The organism is Cryobacterium arcticum (genome assembly GCF_003185895.1).
Lineage (GTDB): Bacteria > Actinomycetota > Actinomycetes > Actinomycetales > Microbacteriaceae > Cryobacterium > Cryobacterium arcticum.
In genome coordinates this window covers 146,748-166,041 of sequence record NZ_QHLY01000012.1, presented here as the reverse complement: position 1 = coordinate 166,041, position 19,294 = coordinate 146,748, and the positions used below count along the sequence as shown (strand labels likewise).

General features: G+C 67.2%; 14 protein-coding genes. 9 read left to right on the top strand and 5 right to left on the bottom strand.

Features of this window, described 5'->3' with window-relative positions:
• The first annotated feature begins 16 nt into the window (after positions 1-16).
• The 3 genes from CTB96_RS10435 (at position 17) to CTB96_RS10425 (ending at position 2,623) form a co-directional block, all read left to right on the top strand.
• Entirely contained in the window at positions 17-1,330 is a 1,314-nt protein-coding gene (locus CTB96_RS10435; protein WP_110126853.1) for a hypothetical protein, read from the top strand.
• Positions 1,331-1,482: 152 nt separating this feature from the next.
• The gene (locus CTB96_RS10430; RefSeq protein ID WP_110126852.1) at positions 1,483-2,376 is read left to right on the top strand and encodes a DUF808 domain-containing protein; all 894 of its coding nucleotides are present in this window, start codon (positions 1,483-1,485) and stop codon (positions 2,374-2,376) included.
• 22 nt (positions 2,377-2,398) lie between these two features.
• Positions 2,399-2,623, top strand: coding sequence for a hypervirulence associated TUDOR domain-containing protein (locus CTB96_RS10425; protein WP_110126851.1), 225 nt, complete (start codon positions 2,399-2,401; stop codon positions 2,621-2,623).
• 4 nt (positions 2,624-2,627) lie between these two features.
• Here CTB96_RS10425 and CTB96_RS10420 read toward each other — a convergent pair whose 3' ends face one another.
• From CTB96_RS10420 to CTB96_RS10410, 3 genes are all read right to left on the bottom strand, one after another.
• A complete protein-coding gene (locus CTB96_RS10420) occupies positions 2,628-3,008 on the bottom strand; it encodes a bleomycin resistance protein (RefSeq protein WP_110126850.1) in 381 nt (126 codons plus the stop codon).
• 261 nt (positions 3,009-3,269) lie between these two features.
• Positions 3,270-4,094 carry an MBL fold metallo-hydrolase gene (locus CTB96_RS10415; protein ID WP_110126849.1) on the bottom strand — a complete coding sequence of 275 codons (825 nt, stop codon included), beginning with the start codon at positions 4,092-4,094 and terminating at the stop codon, positions 3,270-3,272.
• A 71-nt stretch (positions 4,095-4,165) separates the two neighbouring features.
• Entirely contained in the window at positions 4,166-5,383 is a 1,218-nt protein-coding gene (locus tag CTB96_RS10410) for a low temperature requirement protein A (RefSeq protein ID WP_110126848.1), read from the bottom strand.
• A 198-nt stretch (positions 5,384-5,581) separates the two neighbouring features.
• Here CTB96_RS10410 and CTB96_RS10405 point away from each other — a divergent pair, with 198 nt between their 5' ends.
• The 6 genes from CTB96_RS10405 (at position 5,582) to CTB96_RS10380 (ending at position 17,056) form a co-directional block, all read left to right on the top strand.
• Entirely contained in the window at positions 5,582-6,997 is a 1,416-nt protein-coding gene (locus tag CTB96_RS10405; RefSeq protein WP_110126847.1) for an MFS transporter, read from the top strand.
• A gap of 204 nt (positions 6,998-7,201) precedes the next feature.
• A complete protein-coding gene (locus CTB96_RS10400; protein ID WP_110126846.1) occupies positions 7,202-10,279 on the top strand; it encodes a hypothetical protein in 3,078 nt (1,025 codons plus the stop codon).
• A gap of 80 nt (positions 10,280-10,359) precedes the next feature.
• The gene (locus CTB96_RS10395; RefSeq protein ID WP_110126845.1) at positions 10,360-13,005 is read left to right on the top strand and encodes an FtsX-like permease family protein; all 2,646 of its coding nucleotides are present in this window, start codon (positions 10,360-10,362) and stop codon (positions 13,003-13,005) included.
• Entirely contained in the window at positions 13,002-13,943 is a 942-nt protein-coding gene (locus tag CTB96_RS10390) for an ABC transporter ATP-binding protein (RefSeq protein ID WP_110126844.1), read from the top strand. The genes CTB96_RS10395 and CTB96_RS10390 overlap by 4 nt, the downstream gene beginning before the upstream one ends.
• Entirely contained in the window at positions 13,940-14,650 is a 711-nt protein-coding gene (locus CTB96_RS10385) for an ABC transporter ATP-binding protein (protein WP_110126843.1), read from the top strand. Before CTB96_RS10390 ends, CTB96_RS10385 begins: the two co-directional genes overlap by 4 nt.
• A gap of 162 nt (positions 14,651-14,812) precedes the next feature.
• Positions 14,813-17,056 carry a winged helix-turn-helix domain-containing protein gene (locus CTB96_RS10380; protein WP_110126842.1) on the top strand — a complete coding sequence of 748 codons (2,244 nt, stop codon included), beginning with the start codon at positions 14,813-14,815 and terminating at the stop codon, positions 17,054-17,056.
• A 67-nt stretch (positions 17,057-17,123) separates the two neighbouring features.
• Here the strand turns inward: CTB96_RS10380 and CTB96_RS10375 are convergent, their stop codons facing one another.
• Both CTB96_RS10375 and CTB96_RS10370 read right to left on the bottom strand, forming a co-directional pair.
• On the bottom strand, positions 17,124-17,507 hold the full coding sequence (locus CTB96_RS10375) for an SHOCT domain-containing protein (protein WP_110126841.1): 384 nt from the start codon (positions 17,505-17,507) through the stop codon (positions 17,124-17,126).
• A gap of 126 nt (positions 17,508-17,633) precedes the next feature.
• Positions 17,634-19,208: a DUF1254 domain-containing protein gene (locus CTB96_RS10370; RefSeq protein ID WP_110126840.1), complete on the bottom strand. Its 1,575-nt coding sequence runs from the start codon at positions 19,206-19,208 to the stop codon at positions 17,634-17,636.
• Positions 19,209-19,294 lie beyond the last annotated feature (86 nt).

The following is a 19,294-nucleotide window of genomic DNA, read 5'->3' as shown; positions in this document are numbered from 1 at the left end:
TGTGGAGGATGGAGCTATGAACCTGCAGAAAGACAACACCATGAGAAAGATCCGTTCGGGTCAGGCCTATCTCTACCGGGACGGTGGCCTGCGCAGCACCGTGCTGGACGTGCGCATGAAAGACACGGTGCGCGGCGATCTGCTGCGGCGAGCGCTGGAGACGGCCCTGGAGCGGTACCCCTACCTGCGGAGCAAGCTCGTGGAGAAGAACGGGGACTTCTATCTCGCCGACAATCCGTTGTCGGTGGCGTTCGCCAAGACCACGAAGCTCCGCGCACTGGGCAGCATGAGTGTGAACTATCACCTCATCGATGTGACCTACACGGGTTCGAGCATCCGGGTGGCGTTTCACCACGCGCTCTGCGACGGTCGCGGAATCACCCCGTTCCTGGAGACCCTGATCCATTACTACTGCTCGCTGCGATACCACCGGGTCTTCGACTCCACCGGAATCCGGCTCGCTGGCGAACCGCTCCTCCCCGGTGAGACCGAAGAGCCCTTCGGAGCCTCCCGGTACGACGTCGGCGACACGCCCGCCGCGCAGGTGATCAAGGACGGCTTCGTGCTGCCGGAGCATGCCGACGAGGTCAGCGCCTACTACCGGCACGAGATCAGCATCGACCGTGCCCGGTTCTTGGCGGTGGCGAAGCAGAACAACGCGACCCCGGCGATCCTGGTGGCGCTGCTGGCCTCGACGGCGATCAAGAACCTGCATCCCGACGCCGACAAGCCCATCGTCTGCAGCCTCGCCAGCGACATGCGCGCGGAACTGGGGTTGACCAACACGCACAAGAACTGCGTCAGCAGCCTGTACCTGCCGTACACCGAGGAGCTTGCCGGGTTGCCGCTCACCGAGCAGGCGACCAGGTACCGCGAGGACATTGCCACACAGCGGCAGCCGGATGCGGTTCGACGTGCCGCGAACAGTCAGATCGGCCTGAGTGACAAACTCGACGAGCTGCCGACGCTCGCCGCCAAGAAGCAGATGCTGTCGTTCTTCGACGATCTCCGCATTGACACCTTCGTCATCAGCTACCTCGGCCAGCTCCAGTTCGGCGAGTGCGGCGAGCACGTCGACTCTGTGCACCTCTATAGCAGCGGCAGCACGGGGCTCATCCTCAACATGATCTCGGCGGCAGAGGTCATCTCCATCGACGTGCTGCAGAGCTTCGAGTCAGAGCAGTTCGTCTCCGAGCTGCTCCGGCTGGTGACCGAGCTCGGACTTGACGTCACAGCCTCAGAGCGGATCGCCTTCGCGACCACTCCCGACAAGGCGCATATCACGGCCGCGCGACAGGCCGAGAAGTACTACGCCGCCTTCACCGGCTAGGTCCGGCACCCGGGAAAGTCCGCACTCCCCGAGTATTATTCCGGTGCCTGGTCGCCGGCAGGTCACAGCGATTTCCCGCCGGGGCCGCGCTGTACTGTATACAACACTGCCGTCGCCGAGCCCGAGGACGACGCATCACCCGAGGAGTACACATGTCGGTCGGCTTGCTCGCCGTTGTCGATGACATTCTGACCGCGGCCCTCAAGGCGAGCGCGAAAACCGCCGGCGTTGTCATCGACGACGCGGCCGTCACCCCGCAGTACGTGCAGGGGCTCTCGCCGGCGCGCGAGCTCTACGTCGTCTGGCGGATCGCCCTGGGCAGCCTGTTCAACAAGTTCATCATCATCATCCCGCTCGCCCTGCTGCTCTCCGCATTCGCGCCCTGGGTGCTGCCGTTCCTGCTGATCCTCGGTGGCACCTACCTCTGCTTCGAGGGCGCGGAAAAGGTGACCGAATGGTTCGGTCTGCATCACGCCGCCGAGGAGACCGAGGCCCGCGACGAGGGCAAGCTGATCTTCGGCGCCATCCGTACCGACCTCATCCTGAGCACGGAAATCATGCTCATCGCCCTGGCGAGCCTCGATCCCGACTTCGGCATCTGGATGACGCTCGGTGCGCTGGTCGTGATCGGCCTCGGCATGACGGCGCTCGTCTATGGCGCCGTCGCCCTGCTGGTCAAGATCGACGACATGGGGCTGGCGCTGATGAAGAACCCGGTGCGCCGGGTGCGCCGCACCGGCGCGCGGATTGTGCGTGCGATGCCCGCCGTCTTCCGGCTGATCGGCATCATCGGTACGGTCGCGATGCTGTGGGTCGGCGGTCACCTGGTGATCGCGAACCTCGCCGAAACGTTCTGGCACGGCCCGTACGACCTGCTGCACGTGGTGACGCACGCCATTGAAGCGGCCGGTCCCGTCGTCGTCTGGATCGCCGACACCGCGATGTCGGCCGTGTTCGGCCTCGTTCTCGGCCTGATCGTCGTGCTCATCGTCACGGGGATCTCGCGCCTTCGTACGCGCGGCCGGGCAGAGTCCGTCGCGCACTGACAATCGTGCGTATCCTGCAGGCATGACAAACCTCAGTGTGGGCGACCGGGTGAGCTGGGCCACTTCTCAGGGACGAACGCAGGGTGTCGTGATCGAGAAGAAGACCAGCGACTTCGAGTTCGCCGGCCAGCGGTTTCGGGCCTCGACGGCCGAGCCGGCGTTCATCGTGAGAAGCGAGAAGACGGGCGCCGAGGCCGCGCACAAGGCCAGCGCACTTCGCAAACTCACACCGCGCGCGTCCGGCTGAGCGCTCAGAACCGCTGTTCGATGAGCGCGATTTGCGTCCCGTCCAGGTCGACCAGGTACCCGGCCCTCAGGCCCCACTCCTGCATTCGCACCGGGTGCAGGCGCGGCATCCCGACGGTGCCTTCGGTCACCCCGGCCCGGCGGATCGCGGCGTAGAGCGCATCGACGTCGGCGACGCGCAGCGAACACATGAAACTGCTCGAATACGGGTCGAGGTCGGGCGCGGGAAAGAACTCCAGCTGAAGGCCGCCCCGGGTGAGAATCATCCAGCCCGCATCGCGGAACACTCGCTCGAATCCAACGGCGGTGTAGAAAGCTTCCGTCGCGTCGAAGTCTCGGGAGGGCAGGTTCGGTACGGCGCGATCGTTTCCCGGGGTGGAGACCATGGCCCCATAATCGCAGACGGCAAGCCTTCCCGCGCGCTCCCCGCGACCGATCGGACTAGCCTGACCCGCATGACGCAGCCAACGTCGTCGGTGCGCGCGTGGATCGGCACCGCGAGCAGTACCTCGACTACCGGCGCAACGTGGCGGGCTGGTGGCCGCGCCTCACCCCGTAGAGGTCCTGACCAGCGCAGCTTGCATCCTGTGCTGACACGTGGCGCCGAACGCCCGGGTCGTTTGCCTGCCTGGGTGCGCTTCTCCGGGCTAGCCGGATGCCTCGTCGTGCCCGCGGGTGCCGGCGAGCCGCTGCACTTGCCACTGGTGCACATCGGGCAGCCAATCCAACGGCGCCGAGGGGCCGACCCGGGGGTCGTCGGGCTCGCGACCGTCACGCAGGACCTGAACGTACGCGCGATCCTGATCGATCCGGACTCGCAGCTGGCCGGCGTCGCCGACGGAGCCGTGGCCGGGAATGACTACCTCCACTCTGGCCGCCACCCCGTCGAAGAGTCGCAGGGCTTCGAGGTAGTCGTCCACCGGGTGGGCGGCCTGCAGGTCGAGGAAGGGCATCAGGATGTCCGAGAGCATGTCGCCGGCCACGAGCACACCGCGCTCCTCGATCAGCAGCGCCGCATGGCCCTGCGCATGCGCCTGGTGCTCGATGAGTCGAACCTCGGGCCCGTCCCACGGGAGCCGCGCCGCGCCGTCGGGCAGCGCGGTGATCAAGCCGAGCAACTCCATCGGGATGTCATCGGCGTGCTCCGGCGGCAGCCCCTCGGCGACCTGCTCCTTCCAGTCCGGCTGGGCGAGCACTTGCTGGATGGAGGCCGCGCAGCGGGCGGTACCGTACCGGGGCGCGTCACCGAAGTCGGGGTGCCAGAGCAGGTGGTCCCAATCGGGATGGGTGGAAAATCCGGCCACGACGGGCTGGCCCAGCTCGCGCAGGTCATTCGCGAGGTGCACCATCTCGGCCACAGTGATGCCGGGGTCGATCAGCAGCACCCCGTGCCGGCCCTGCACCACCACGGAATTGCTCTGGATGAACTCGCTCTCGTGCACCAGCACGCCCTCTGCGACTTGCCTCAGCATGGAAGTCCTTTCGTTCGTGGGCTCGTAAGTACATGTCGAGACGGTACTACCGGATGGTGGGGGCGGCGAGTTCAGGAGGCGCCGTCATTCAGGATGCGGCCCATAGCGTCGGCTTGGTGGCGACGCCCGAGGATCTCGTATCCCACCACCACAACGGCGGGTGAGAAGGTGACGACGAGGAGGCAGACGCCTAGTGAAACACCCGCCAGCGCCAACAGGATCGCCGCGATGAGAAGCAGGGCGGTGCCGGCAAACAGCGCGATATGGAAGGGGTCGAAGGTGCGCAGCAGAAGTGTGTAGAGGGTGAACATGGTGAAGGAGAACAGTAGTGCGGGGACCGCGACAGCCAGGATCGCCCCGACGACTCCGATACTGGAGTTGCCCTCGATGACGTAAGCAGAGACGTGCAGACCGGCACCGACGGCGACGATCGAACCATAGATCGCAATGTGGCCGTAGCCCCAGGCGAACAACCGCGACCGGAACCGGGCGAGGATTCGGCCCGAGGGCATGGTGAAGTAGGTCCACCACAGCCCGAATGTCAGGCCGACGCCGGCAATGACCACGATGACAGCCTCACCGCTCCAACCCTGCTCCTGCACCAGAACCGACACCGCCGCGACGGTACCGAAGATGCCCTCACCGAGGGTGATGATGGCCAGCAGCCCGTACCGCTCTGCGAGATGGTGGGGATGCCAGGGGCTCCCGGACGAGTGGCGCTCAGCCAGAATTGGGCCCAAGAGCTCGACAGCGAACAACACAACAGCGCAGAGGAAGAACGGTACGACATCGAGGCTGAGCATCGCCACAGCGACCCACCCCGCCTGAGCGACGCCCACAAACAGCGCATACCTCAGCGCGGTCCCGCGATGTTCCGGGTCCTGGGCCGCGGCGCGCAACCATTGGCCGATCAGCGCGACGCGCATGACGACGTAGCCACTGACGAGCACGCCGTTGTCGACGTGGCCGCCGTGTTCGAGTGACGTAAAGAACACCGGGATTCCGAGGGCGAACACGACGACGCCGATCATCTGCACCATGGTCGAGAGCCGGTAGAACCAGTCGTCGGTGTCATACGCCGATGCGAACCAGGAGAAGTTGATCCAGGCCCAACACGTCGCCGCCACCGCGAAGACGAAAGCGAGGATTCCCGACGCGGTATGGGCTTCGGCGAGGGCATGGGCGAGCTGGTCGCCGGCCTGGCCGAAAGCGACGACGAAGGTGAGGTCGAAAAGCAGTTCGAGTGGCGTCGCCGCGCGATGCGACTGTTGGGGGTCCCGTCCCGTCATCCGTGGAAGCGGAGGGGAAAGACGGGGCCGATTGGTGCCAGTCATCGAGTCCATCCTCTCGTTGCGACGAGCATAGGGCGACATGTTGACGTTGTCTCAATACAATAAATGTCAGTGGTCTCCGCTTGGCTCAGGCTGTCGCTCCGAGCGGTTCGAGAGCTCGACGGCGACTCTGGCACCACGAGGGGACGATCACACATGAGCAGAGCAGACGAGGCGCCCGACGCATCCGCGCCTCCCACCGCACCACCGCCCGGTGGCGCACGCACCTTCGCGCAGGTGCTGGTGAACACGGCTGTCGCCAACGTCACGACGAGTTTTCTCTGGTTCGCGCTCACATTCTGGGTCTACCTGGAGACACGCTCCGTGCTCGCCACCGGCATCATCGGCGGCGCATATATGCTGCTCGTCGCGGTGTTCTCGATGGCGTTCGGCACCATCGTGGACCGGCATCGTAAGCATCTGGTGATGGTGTTCGCGGGCGCGGTCACCCTGGTCGCCTTCTGCATCGGCGGTGGGTTGTTCCTGGTGTTCCCGGAGTCCACGCTGCTCGACCTGGGTGGGCCGTGGTTCTGGCTGTTCAGCGGCATCATCCTCTTCGGCGCGGTGATCGAGAACATGCGCAACATCGCCCTGTCCACGGTTGTGACGCTGCTGATCCCAGTCGACCGGCACGCGAACGCCAACGGGCTCGTCGGCACCGTGCAGGGGCTCGCCTTCATGGTCACCAGCGTCTTCAGCGGGCTGGCGATCGGGTTGCTGGGCATGGGGTGGACCCTCGTGATCGCGATCACGCTCTCGGCGGCGGCTCTGCTGCACCTGTTGTTCCTGCGCATCCCCGAGGAACAACCGCACCAGGATGGTGAGCGGCGCCCGCTCGTGGACCTGCGCGGCAGTATCACGGCGGTGCGGGCGGCCACCGGGCTCTTCGCGCTGATCATCTTCTCCACCTTCAACAATCTGATCGGCGGCGTCTACATGGCGCTGATGGACCCCTACGGCCTGGAGCTCTTCCCGGTCGAGGTGTGGGGAATCGTGCTCGGAGTCACGTCGACCGGGTTCATCATCGGTGGCCTGCTGATCGCGAAATTCGGGCTCGGCCACAACCCGATCCGCACCATGCTGGTGCTTGTCATCCTCATGGGCGTGCTCGGGGCGCTGTTCACGATCCGCGAGTGGTGGTGGCTCTACGCCGCGGGCATCTGGCTCTACATGACCCTCATCCCGGCCGTCGAAGCGTCGGAGCAGACGGTGATCCAGAAGGTGGTGCCATTCCGCGAACAGGGCCGCGTGTTCGGGTTCGCCGCCGCGTTCGAGTCCGCCGCGGCCCCCGTCACCGCGTTCCTCATCGCACCGATCGCCGAGTTCATCATCATCCCGTTCATGAACTCGGATGCCGGCCGCGAGAGCCTCGGCTGGCTGCTGGGCGACGGCCAGGCGCGGGGCATCGCGCTCGTCTTCCTCGTCGCAGGCATCCTGATGGTGCTCGCGGCCGTGGCCGCGTTCTTCACCAAGTCGTACCGCCGCATCTCGGCGCAGTACCTCGACCAGGCCGAGACGGTGCCGGTCGAGGGCGACCCGGACACGACCACAGAGGCGCAGCTGCGGCACTGAGCGAGCTCGGGATGGGCGGGCACCCGGCGAGGCGTTGGCCGGTCCGGCCGATAGAGTCATCTTGCAGCGCTGCCGCCTGCGTTTCACTGATGGAGGTGAAGGGCAATTTCCCGTTCCGGGTCGCTGCACGCGTGGCTCATTGCCCTCTCACTCCGGCGATGGCGAGCCGAATCCAAACTCTTCGCCCTTGTCCTGGCCGTTTCCGTGATCGCGGGAACCGTCCTGACCGGCTCGCTGCTCCTGGTGCAGTCCGCTGAGGAAGCCGGTGTTCGAGCCGGTCTCGCGTCGATGCCCGCGGATCGTGTTGATGTCACCGTGCGCGTCGTCAACCCCTCTAGTCCGGTCACCGAAGCCCGGACCGACATAGACCGGGCAACCGAGCAGGCCTTCGGAACGGGCGTCGACTGGTCGAGTAGCGGCTGGGTGACCAGTGGGTGGGTGACGACGACCGATGGGGTGTACGCCTATCTCGCGGAGCTCGACGATCCTGCCGTCGCTGCCACTCTCACCGACGGCCAATGGCCGACATCCCCCACGAGTGTGGCCCTGCCTCAGGCCGCGGCCCGCTCGCTCGGGCTCGGCGTCGGCGACATATTCGCTGCCGGCAATGACGATAGCCCTGTCGCGCTGCGCGTCGATGGACTGTACCTGGCACACCCCGAGTCCGGCGTGTTCTGGGAGAACGACCCGCTCGCCGCGTCAGGCGACGACCCCGATTTTCCGGAGCCCGACAGACAAATATTCAATCCGGTTCATGCCGTCGGCCCCCTTTTGGTGGCCCGAGGCGGGGTGGATGCGTCCAAGATCTCACCGGCACAACTGGAGGCCACTGAGCACCCGACCTTCACCGGGATCGACGTCGCCGGTTTGGGACCATTGCAGAACCGGGTCGACGACGCCGAGACGGGCATCGCGCAAGGCATTTCCTTCCCCAACGGCACTCTGATCATCGACACGGAGATCAGAGCGGCCCTGGCCGATGTGAGTGCAGGCCTCACCGCGACCAGAGAGGTGGCCCTGATCATCGCGCTCATCCTGCTCGTCGTGGCCGCCGCGGCGGCCTCCGCGGTCGCGCGCCTGCTCATCGTCGCGCGGGCGGGCGAACTCGAACTCCTCACCGCGCGCGGGGCATCGTCGCTGCAAACCGCGGCCGCTGTCACGCTCGACGCCCTTGTCGTCGCGGTGATCATCACCGCGGTCAGTCCGTGGGGCGGGGTCCTGCTGCACGCGATCGTGGTGCGAGTCCCGCCGCTTTCCGCGGTGGGTCTTGAGCCATGGGTCGCACCCACACCGTGGACCTGGTGTGTCGCCGCCGTGGTCGGCGTCACCGTGGCGGGACTGCTGTGCCTTCCAGCGTCCCTCCCGCGTCGCCTGCTCGGCAGTATGCCGGCCGGAACGGTCGCCGTCGCGGGCGGTTCCACCGTCGTCGTCTTGTCCGGCCTGTTGGTCTGGCGGGCAACGGCGGCTGACCCCGTACCGGGAGACATCCTCCTCGCCGTGACCCCGGCCGTGCTGCTCATCGCTACCGCTCTGATCGGAAGCCGCCTGGCCGCAACGGCAGCGCATCCGATCGCCGCCCTGGCCGGGCGCAGTCGTGGCGCCATTGCACCGCTGGCCGGCTGGTTCGCCTCCCGCGGTCCCGGCCGATCCGCTGGGATCACACTCATCGCGCTCGCGGTGGGAGCGTCGGTTGTGGTCCTGGGAACGGCAGCGACCTGGCAGCAGGCGGTGCGCGATACCAGCGCGGTCGCGGTCGGCGTGCCAGCCCGGATCGCGCCGGACTCCGGCGCCGCAACCCGCGACGACGCGGCGCCGGTCCTCCGGCGGGATACCCTGCTGCGCAAGGTCTATGGCGATGCACCGGCTGACTCACCCGCACTGGCGGTTCAGGTGCTCGGTCCAGACGCACGGGCCCGGTCACTGCTGGATCGTGGGCCCGTCGCGGCAGCCGGAGGTTCGGCGATAACGACGGAGCTGGCCGGCACCGACCCGGACGACACCGGGCCGTCGCTGCCGACCGGCACTGCCGGGATGCGGGCTGAGGTCACGCTCTCCGCGCCCGACAGCGTTGAGGCAGAGATCGTTATGGTTCTGGCCGACCGTGCCGGTGGATTGACTGTTGTGCCGCTCGGAACCGTACGCGCCGGCACTACCGCTGTGGCTTCTGCCGACGGTTTTCCCCTGATCGGAGACGACGACGCCACACGGCTGGTGGCCGTCACGATGCAGGTGCGGGACGCCGCGACGTTCCCCGACCCGGTGTCCATTGCCCTGGCGGTGACCGGATTGACCGCCGTGCACCAGGACGGCTCACTCGGTGAGCCGGTGTCGGTACGAGACGCCGGAGGGTGGCTCGGGTCGGTGGATGACGCGCTCCTGGAGCAACCGATCGTTACGGTGACCGACTCCACGATTCGTCTCTCCACAGAAGCCCAGCTGGGCACGGCGCCCATCACCTTCGGTGCCGTCGGGTGGAACCCGCGGGCGCCCGTCGGCGCCGTGATACCGGATGCGTTGGCCGACGACCTCGACGTGGGGGCGGGTGCCAGACTGACCGGCTTCTTCGGCGGGGCAACGGTGACCTTCACCATGCTCGGTGGCGCGGCTGCTGTGCCGGCGGCCGCGACGGCTGACGATCTTCGGGCCCTCGAGGCCGGACTGCCCTCGCTCCCCCGGAGCGCGACGACAATCGTCGTGAACGGCCGCGATTTTGCCCACCAGCTTGTGCAGGGTTCGGCCACCGGCCCCCTGGTCGATGAGCTCTGGCTGACGGACGCGCGAGCAGGCGAATCAGCGTCGGGAGATGCGTCGGTCATCGCCACCGCAGACGTCGCCCAGCGGATGCTCGAGGCGCCCCTGCGTGCGGAAATCCTCGCGGCCACCTTTGTCACGGCGGCGGCCAGCGTTCTACTCGCCCTCACGGGATTCGGTGCGCGTGCCGCGGCCGTCAGCCGGTCCCGGCGACTGGAGGCCGCCCAACTGCGAGCGGTCGGTCTCTCCCGCCGCGGAATGGTCGGCATCTCCGCAGTCGACAATCTCGCGATCGCCGCAGCCGGCATCGTCGTCGGAATTGCCGGCGGCGTGGCCACTCTCGCGATCGTCGGCCCCCGGATCGCGTCCGGCGGAGGCGCGACGGCCAGCGCCCTCGTCGTCCCCTGGCATGCGGTGACGCTGCTTCCGGTCGGGCTGCTGGTGGTTCTGGCGGTCATCTCTCTCGGCATCGCCGTGGGGCAGCGGCGGCTGCCGCTCTCCGACCTGTTGCGCACCGGAGCAGACGGATGACCCGGCAACGGGGCCGCTCCCCCGTAGGCACACGCGCGGGCCGGCTCAGACACGAAGTCGACGCTGTCGGGGCGTCCGCGGTGCTCGTGCTCCGGCGGGTCCGCACCGATCTGGTTGCCGTTGCCGGTATCACCACCCTGATCGCCATCACGGCCATGCTCGCTGTGGCGGTGCCGGCGCACATCGATACCACCCTCGACAGCGCCGTCCGGGAGGCCGTCGCCGCCGCCGGAACTGACGCGGACCTGCGTCTCCTCGCCACGACGGGAAACGCGGCGGGAGACAATCCAACCACCTCTGAGCGACTGCTCGATTACTCGACCGAGGTCCACGACCGCTTGCCGACGATTCTGTCCGAGGTGGTGTCGCGGGTGAGCGTCGGCATCCTCGCACCCGAAGTGGATGGTCGGAGCACGTTCGGCACCGCGCGAGTGCGGGTCGGCGTTCTCGATCCGGCCAGCACGTCTCAGTTCCAGGTGGTCAGCGGCGCATTGCCGGCGGCGAGCACCGGCCCTGTGCAGAGCGTGGATACGTTGCCGATCGTCGTGTCGTCGGCTGCGGCCGACGACACGGCCCTCGCCGTCGGCGACAGTTTCACCGTCGGCGAGGCGTCATCAGACGAAGACATTCTGCTCACGGTCGTGGCGGTGGTCGCCCCCATCGACCCCGCCGCGCAGGCTTGGACCGACCTGCCCGGGCTCTGGGATCCGCAGACTTTGACCTCCCGCGGGGCGCACACCGGCGAGAGATTCACGGTTCTCACGGATGCCGCCGCATTCGACCGCGTTTCGGCGCGTTTCCCCTCGACCGCCGTCGGCACGCTGCGCGTGTCATTCGATCCCTCCCGATTCGATCTGCATCGATTCACGGACGTGCAAGACAGCATTGATGCTCTGGAAACGTCGGCGGCGAGCCTGACGGAAGCCTCTCCCGTCAGCGTGGCCGTGTCGAGCGACTATGAGCGGGCGCTGGAGTGGTTCCCGGCCGCCGCCGCGGCGGCGCGGGCCCAACTGTCGACGCTGGCGGCCGGGTTGCTCGGTGTCGCGGTTCTGGTCACGGTGCTTGCCAGCACTGCGTTGACGCGCCGACGGCAATTCGAGACTCAACTCCTGCGCTCGCGCGGAGCATCGCTCCCGCTCATCGTGATCCACGCGGCCGCGGAATCGATCCCGGTGACGCTGCTCGGCACGGCGCTGGGCATCGCCGTCGCGGCGCTGCTCGGTTTCCACGCCGGCTCCGCACTGCTGCTGGCGGTCGCGGCCGGAATCTTCGCCATCACCCCGGTGGCGGGCTCTCTGGGCCACGCCCTCGGCGCGCGGTCGATGCGACGCGCGGGTGCCCTCCGAGTGGCCGGCGTGTCGGCGCTGGTCGTCACTGCGGTCACCGCCGTCGTGGCATTGCGGTCGGGCGCAGTCAGGGTGGCTGGCGACATCGACCCCCTGTCCCTCGTCGCTCCGGTGCTGTGCGCGGCCGTGGTGGCGCTGGCGCTGGCACCGCTGCCCGCAGTGGTGCTTCGCTTCACTTCGGCCTTCACGGCTCGTACGCGCGGACCGGCCACACTTCTGGCAGGCGCGAGCGCACGTGACGGTCGCGCACTGGTGACGCTCGTTGCCCTGACCCTCGCCGTGAGCGTTGCGGTCACCTCGCAGGTGCTCCTGACCACCGTCGCCGCCGGTCAGGAGTCGGCGTCGTGGCGAACCGTCGGCGCGGACGTTCGCATCGAGGGGGCACCCGATCCGGCCGGGCTCGTGCGTGAGTTCACGGACGCCGGAGCGACAGCAGCGGCGGTCCTCTACCGCCGTGGCGTCGAGCTGGAAGGCCGCTCCGCCACGAATAGCGTGACCCTGCTCGCCGTCGACGACTCCTATGCCCATCTGCTCTCCGCGCTGCCCGGTGCGCAGCCGAGCCCGGACGCCCTCGCCGTGCGGCAGCTGTTGGCGCAGGGCGCGGCCACCGCAGCCCAGGACCCCGTGCCCATGCTCGCCGACCAGCGCGTGGCCGCGCTGGCGGGCGGTGACGGTGCGACCTTCGACATCGACGGTGTGCTCGTGCCGGTGACCGTGATCGGATCGGTCACCGCGACCGAGCCGACGGCCGTTCTCGATCGAGCGCGTCTCGACGCGTACCTCGATGCGAATGCCAGCCCGGCGGCGGCCGCTGAGTCTGACGGGCAGGCTGCCACCGTGGAGACGGTGCTGGCGATCGGCCGTGGCGCCAACCAGGTGGCGAGACCGGTGGAGGAGGCAGAGCAGATCGTTCTGCGCAGCGACGTCCTCGCGCAGCTCCGTGACGGCGTGCTCGTCGCCGGCGTCACCTCGGCCACCTCGCTGTCGCTCCTCGGTACCGCGCTGCTCGCGTTGCTCGCCCTCATCACCACCACGGTCATCGGCGTCCGGCGACGGGGCCGGGTCTTGGCCCTGCTCGGCGCGCTCGGAGTGCCCAAGCGCGCGGGCATCGCTCTCGCCGTCGGAGAGCTCGCGCCGTTGGTGATCAGCGGCGTGGTGGGCGGGAGCCTCGCATCCGCTGTGGTGCTGACCCTGGCGGGCGGTGCCTTCGGCTCTGACATTCTGGCCGGCGGGGACGCTCCGCTGGTGGTTTCAGCGTGGCTACCGCTGGCGGTGGTCGCCGCCGCGACGGTTGCCCTCGGACTGGCCGTCGCCATCGATACTCCGCTCTCCCGTCGGGTCAGATCGGCCGACATCCTGCGAACAGGGGAAGACACATGACGCTCACCAGCGCACTCTCTCACGGCACAGCGGCCGAGTTCGGAGCGGGAGCCCTCATCGCCTGCGACTCCGTGATGCGGGTCTTCCGCGGCGGCGGTGTCGAGGTGCAGGCCTTACAGGGCCTGGATCTTCTCGTTCAGGAGGGTGACATGCTCGCCATTGTGGGCGCGTCGGGGTCTGGCAAGTCCACGCTGCTCGGCATCCTGTCGGGGCTCGACGTTCCGACGGCCGGGAGTGCTCGCGTGGCGGGACACGACCTCACCACGATGCGGGGCCAGGAACTCGTGCGGTATCGGCGGTCAACCGTGGGCTTCGTGCGGCAACAGTCGTCGCGAAATCTACTGCCGAACCTCACCGCCGCAGAAAACGTCACCCTTCCTCTCGCCCTGGCCGGTGCGGGCAGACGCGAGCGGGCGGCGAAGACTGCCGAGCTGTTGGGAGTCATGGGCCTCGCCGACCGCGCCGACCGCCGGCCCGCGCACCTGTCCGGGGGCGAGCAGCAGCGAGTGTCGATCGCCGTCGCACTGGCGGGCTCGCCGCGAGTGTTGCTGGCAGATGAGCCGACCGGCCAGCTCGACGCCCGCACCGGGGAAGAGGTGTTCGCAGCCCTGCGCGCCGTCAACGAATCCTTCGGCTGCACGGTGGTGATCGTCACCCACGACGCCACCGTGGCCGGTCAGGTGAGCCGGGCTGTGGCCATCCGCGACGGCAGAATCTCTTCCGAAACCCTGCGCCGGGAGGAGTCCGATGCAGAGGGCGTCTCCACCTCGTCGGCGGAAGAATTCGCGGTGCTCGACCGTGTCGGCCGGCTGCAGCTGCCGGGCGACTTCCGCCAAGCCCTGCGGCTGGGCGACCGGGTGCGTCTCACGCTCGAGGACGACCATGTCGGGGTGTGGCCGCAGCACGGCGTCACCCCGGATGCGGAGGAGGACCGATGAATGACGTGCTCTTGGTGGAGAACCTCACCCGCACCTTCCGAACGTCGGCTGGAGATGTGACCGCACTGCGGGACGTGTCCTTCCGCATTCCACGAGGGCAGATCGTCGCGCTGTCCGGGAGGAGCGGGTCGGGAAAGACGACACTGCTCAACTGCGTCAGCGGACTCGATGTGCCCACGTCCGGCTCCGTGCTTCTCGACGGGCAACCCGTGACCGGCCGCGATGAGGTGACGCGCACGACGATTCGCCGTGACTCAATGGCGTTCGTCTTCCAGACCTTCGGGCTGCTCCCCCACCTCTCGATCGCCGAAAACGTGGGCCTCCCGCTGCGGTTGCGGCGCGAAGACCCCGACCGTCGGGAGGCGCGCGTCGCACATCTGCTCGACCTGGTGGGGCTGGGTGGTCGCGGTCGGTCCAGGCCCGACCAGCTCTCCGGCGGACAGCAGCAGCGCGTGGCCATTGCCCGAGCACTCGCCAATTCGCCGCGGCTGCTCATCGCCGACGAACCCACCGGCCAGCTCGATGCGCAAACCGGGGTCGCGATCATGGACTTGATTCGGGACGTGGTGCACGCCGAGTCGGCGACGGCGCTGATCGCCACCCACGACCAGGCCGTTCAGGGATCAGCGGACCATATCCTGCACATCGTCGATGGCGCGCTCACCCGCACAGGCCGCCACGCGGCGCCCGTTACCGAGCGGGAGTAGTCACCTTCCTGCCGGGCCCAGTTCAGATCTCATCGCAGCCGCAGGCTCCGGTCCCTGGGGCGTGACCGGCGCCCGGCCGGATATCGGTGCGCACCTCCTGCGACGCGTCCCCCGGCCACCGGTAGCGTTGCGGTCCCCAGTGTCGGGTTCTATGCTGCGACAGTGCCCGGGACAACTCGTGCCGCAGCCCTCAAACCGGTAAACCTCGATCAGCTGCTGCTGGAAACGAAACTGGCGAGTCCGCCACCTCGAAGCGGCTTCGTCAGCCGCAGTGCGCTCATCAGCAAAGGACGCCGGAGTGGACGCCGTGTGGTCGCGATCAGCGCGCCATCCGGCTACGGCAAGTCGATACTGCTGTCGCAATGGGCGGCAGCCGAGAACCGACCCGTCGCCTGGGTGTCACTGGATCGTTTCGACGACGACCCGGCAACGCTGCTGTCCCTGCTCTCGTCGGCTTTCGTGCGGGCAACCGGCGCTGACAGGTCGCTCATAGACGACATGGGCGGGCACGCCATCTCAGTGCTCGGCCGCGCGGCGCCGCGGCTCGCCACAGCGCTGAATGCCAGCCGCGAGCCGTTCGTGCTCATGCTCGACGACCTGCACGAGCTCAGCTCACCGGCGTGCCACGATGTGCTGGGAGTTGTCATCGCCGGAATTCCCCACCACTCGCAGCTGGTGGCGGCCAGCCGGATCGAACAGCCGCACATTCCGCGGCTGCGTGCGGCCGGCGAGACGATCGAGTTCGGCGTCGACGACCTGGCCCTGGATGCCGAGGGCGCGCAACACATTTTCGCTGAGGCCGACATCCATCTGAACCGAGACGCCGCGGAGGCTCTTGTGCAGAGCACTGAAGGGTGGCCGGTCGGTCTTGTCCTGGCGGCCGTCATCGCGAGCGAGAGCACCGACGGCACGGTAGGCGTCACTGGTGACGACAGGTACGTGGCCGACTACCTCTACCGGGAGTCCCTGACGGGACTGTCGGCCGACATACAGAGCTTTCTTCGGCGTACCGCGGTGCTCGAGCAATTCTGTGCAGAGCTTTGCGACGCCGTGATCGGAGCTGACGGGTCTCAGATCCTGTTGCGCGAGCTCGAAACATCCAATGTCTTCCTGATTCCCCTCGATCGCCATCGCGGCTGGTACCGCTATCACTCGTTGTTCGGCGAGTTTCTCCGGGCCGAATTGCGGCGCGTGGAACCGGGCATGATCGAGCATCTCCACCTTCGAGCGGCAGACTGGTACGAAGCCCACCTGGCGCCCGCGTTGGCGGTTGAGCATCTTCTCGCCGTTTCGGAACGTGACCGCTGCGTGCGTCTGGTCACCCAGATCGCCCTGCCGACCTACCAGGCCGGCCAACTCGAAACAGTGCGGCGTTGGATCGCGGCGCTCGGCCAGGACGCCGTGGCCGGCTACCCGCCATTGTCCGTGCTCGCCGGCTGGCTGGCGGTAATGTCGGGCCAGTCGGGCGAGGCCGACCAGCGGATGCATCAGATCGAGACGGCATCGTTCGACCTCCCGCCGGCAGACGGCACGGCATCGTTTGATTCTGCCCGGGCCATGCTGCGGTCGATGATGTGCGCGCACGGACCGGACCGGGCGTTGGCCGACGCGGCGTTGAGTGTGTCGCAGGAGCCACCCTGGAGTGTCTGGCGCGACCAGGCGGTGTGCCTGAGCGGGGAAGCGCACTTGTTGATCGGGGACGTGGAATGCGCTGCCGCGCTTTTCGACGAGGCATCCGGCCTGTCAGCCACGACGGGTAATCACGACGTACAGGTACTCTCCGACGCCGAACGGGCGGCGATCGCGATGGACAAGGGCAACTGGGTGGAGGCGACGCGACTCTCCGAGGACGCACTCGTGGTGCTCGAGCGGCACCGGCTGATGGATTACGCCATTTCCGTGTTGGCGTTCGCCGGTTCGGCGAGGCTGGCCTTGCACCGGGGTGACCTGACCGGGGCGAAGCGCGAACTCACGCGAGCTATGCGCTCCCGCCAGTTCTGCGGCTACGCCAGCCCAGCACTGGCCGTGCGCGCGCGTTTGAGTCTCGCCAAGACTCACTTCGCGATGGGTGATCAGGCTTCGGCTCAACATCTGCTGCGCGAAATCGGCGACATCGTGATCCATCGACCGGCACTTGGAAGCCTGGTCGCCGAGGTTTCTCTGTTCAGGGCGATCATCGACGCAGTCGGTGCACAGGGCCAGGGAACCGCACCCTTGACCCCTGCCGAGTTACGCCTGCTGCCCTATTTGCAGACCCACCTCACGGTTCCGGAGATAGGGGCGCGACTGTTCGTATCACGCAACACCGTGAGCACGGAGGTCGGGTCCATATACCGCAAACTCGGGGTGTCTTCCCGAACCGGCGCGGTAGACCGTGCGCTGGCCCTCGGCCTGCTCGGCGTCTGAGGTCCGAGCAGGCCGACTACGGTTCGCCTTGGCTGCCCCCGTTGTGCCCGAACCGGCGGTACCGGTTTCACGCGGTGCGTAACGCCTTCGCCTTGAGCGCTTCGTATTCGCTCGCGGTGACGGCACCGGAATCAAGCAGTCGCTTAGCCGATTCGATTTGAGCCGTGGGAGAGTCCGTAGCCGCGACCGAGCGAATATAGTCGTCGGTTTGGGCGGTCGCCGCGCGCGAGGCGGCAGCGTTGCGCTCGGCCATGCTGCGCCCGCGAGCGATCAGGTAGACGAACACAGCAAGGAACGGGAGGAAGACGAGAAAGAGAGTCCACAGCGCCTTCGCCCATCCGTTCAACGTCGGGTCCCGGAAGACGTCGATGATGACCGTGATGAAGATCCACAGGCACGAGACGGCGATGTAGAACCAGAAGAACCAGACGAAGAAATCCCAAATGCTCATGACCGTCCCATTTCCCTAGCGGGCGTGCCATTCACGCTCGGCTGCGCACAGGCTAGGAGTGCCGTGGTGTCGGCACATCACGCGAACTGCATGATTCCCCCCTGACGGCAGAACTCAGCGCCTCAGTCAAGGCACCGGCTCGAACTCGCTCGGCCGCCAGGTCATGTCGAAGAACGGTTGTAACGGGCTGTAGAGCCGGAGGATCACGAACCAGCCCCGGTTCGGATCGGTCTGGATCCAGTTGGATCGCGGGATGCCGTCGGGTTGCGTCGGCGACAAGTAGACCACCGTCGAACCGTCCGGCTCGGCCTCCGTTGCCGGTGACGGGAACGCCTGGCTCCCGGCGCGCGGGTAGATCTGGTCGGTTTGCAGGAGTGAGCGGGTCTGGTTGTCGTAGGCATTCAGCGACCAGAACCGAGCGGCCGGGATGTCTTTCGGCAGCGTCACCCGGTACGTTCTGGCGCCGTCGAACGCGGCACCGTGCCGGTCGACATTGGCCAGGAGGTATTGCGAACCGACGTTGGTCAATCGCATGCACATGGCCGGTGTGACGCAGGTCGCGGTGTAAAAGAACGACGTGCGCGAATGCAACCGGCGCGCGCCTTTGTTGGGGAAGGGCTTGATCCCCTCGGAGGTGACGAGGGGCGGTGGGTTCAGAAACTCGAAACCGCCGTCGAAGAGCATGTTCCACCACGCCGATTGAGCATCGTCGTAGTACCGAAAGTCGTCGATCGGGTGGGCGCCCATGCCGACAGTCCGGGATGCCGCGTTGGCAAAAGCGGCTGCGGCGTCCAGAATCGATCGGCGTCGGGCATCCGGGGCGAATGTCTCGTCCTTCACAATCCCGATCGCAGCGAGGGATCCAGCGAGTTCGGCGTCCAGGGCTGTGGCGGGTTCCCGTTGCACCAATTGGTCGACCATCTCGAAATGTCCGAAATCGACGGGTGGGATGGTGTTCATGGCCAGCCCTGTGCCCTCCACGAAACGCGGACTCCGCGGATCGTTCACCTGCCCGAGCGGTCCCTCCCCGGTCAGGTACGACCCCACACTGCTGCCGATGCCGCCGGCAGCGTAGGGGTAGATCTTCAGTTGCTCCTTGATACGCGAGGCGGCGGGGGCCGGGTCGTTGCCCGGGTACTCATTGATGAATGCGCGCCCGACCACGAATGCGAGATTGGTTCGGGACTCATGCACGTAAAACCCGCCCTCGGGTAGTGGGCCGTCGTAGCCGGGTGGAACCAGCAGATAGCTGCCGCCGCGACCGCGGTCCGCACCGGGGAGGCCGAAGTCGGCGATCCAGCGGAACCACATATCGTCGATGACCCCCAAGGTGTCCGATGGGGTCTTCAGGACCATCGGTCCATCCGCAAGATCGACGAACACCCAGAAGTAGACCGTGTCAGCATTACCGGTGAGGAACAATGACCTCGAATCCATCAATGCCGAGAAGATCAGCACCTCGCCGTCTTGGACCCCGGCCTCCAGGAAACCCTTCCGGATGGCGAACGTCGACACCCCCTGGACCGTGTTCATGAACGTGTCCACGCCATGCAGGTAGTCCAAGTGGTCGCGGACTTTTGCCGCGGTGTCTCCGGCCGGAAAGCCGTCGGTGAACTCCAGCGCCCCGATCCCGGTTTCGACCTGTGACGCGGTGGTGACCTCCGGTGGGACCGGTGTCTTCGTGGCAAGCTGCGTGGGCATGACTGTCTCCTTCGTCTCTGCAGGTGTGTACCGAGCACGCTAAATCGACCGCCAGCCCCGGTCATCACCCGATCTGCATGATGGGC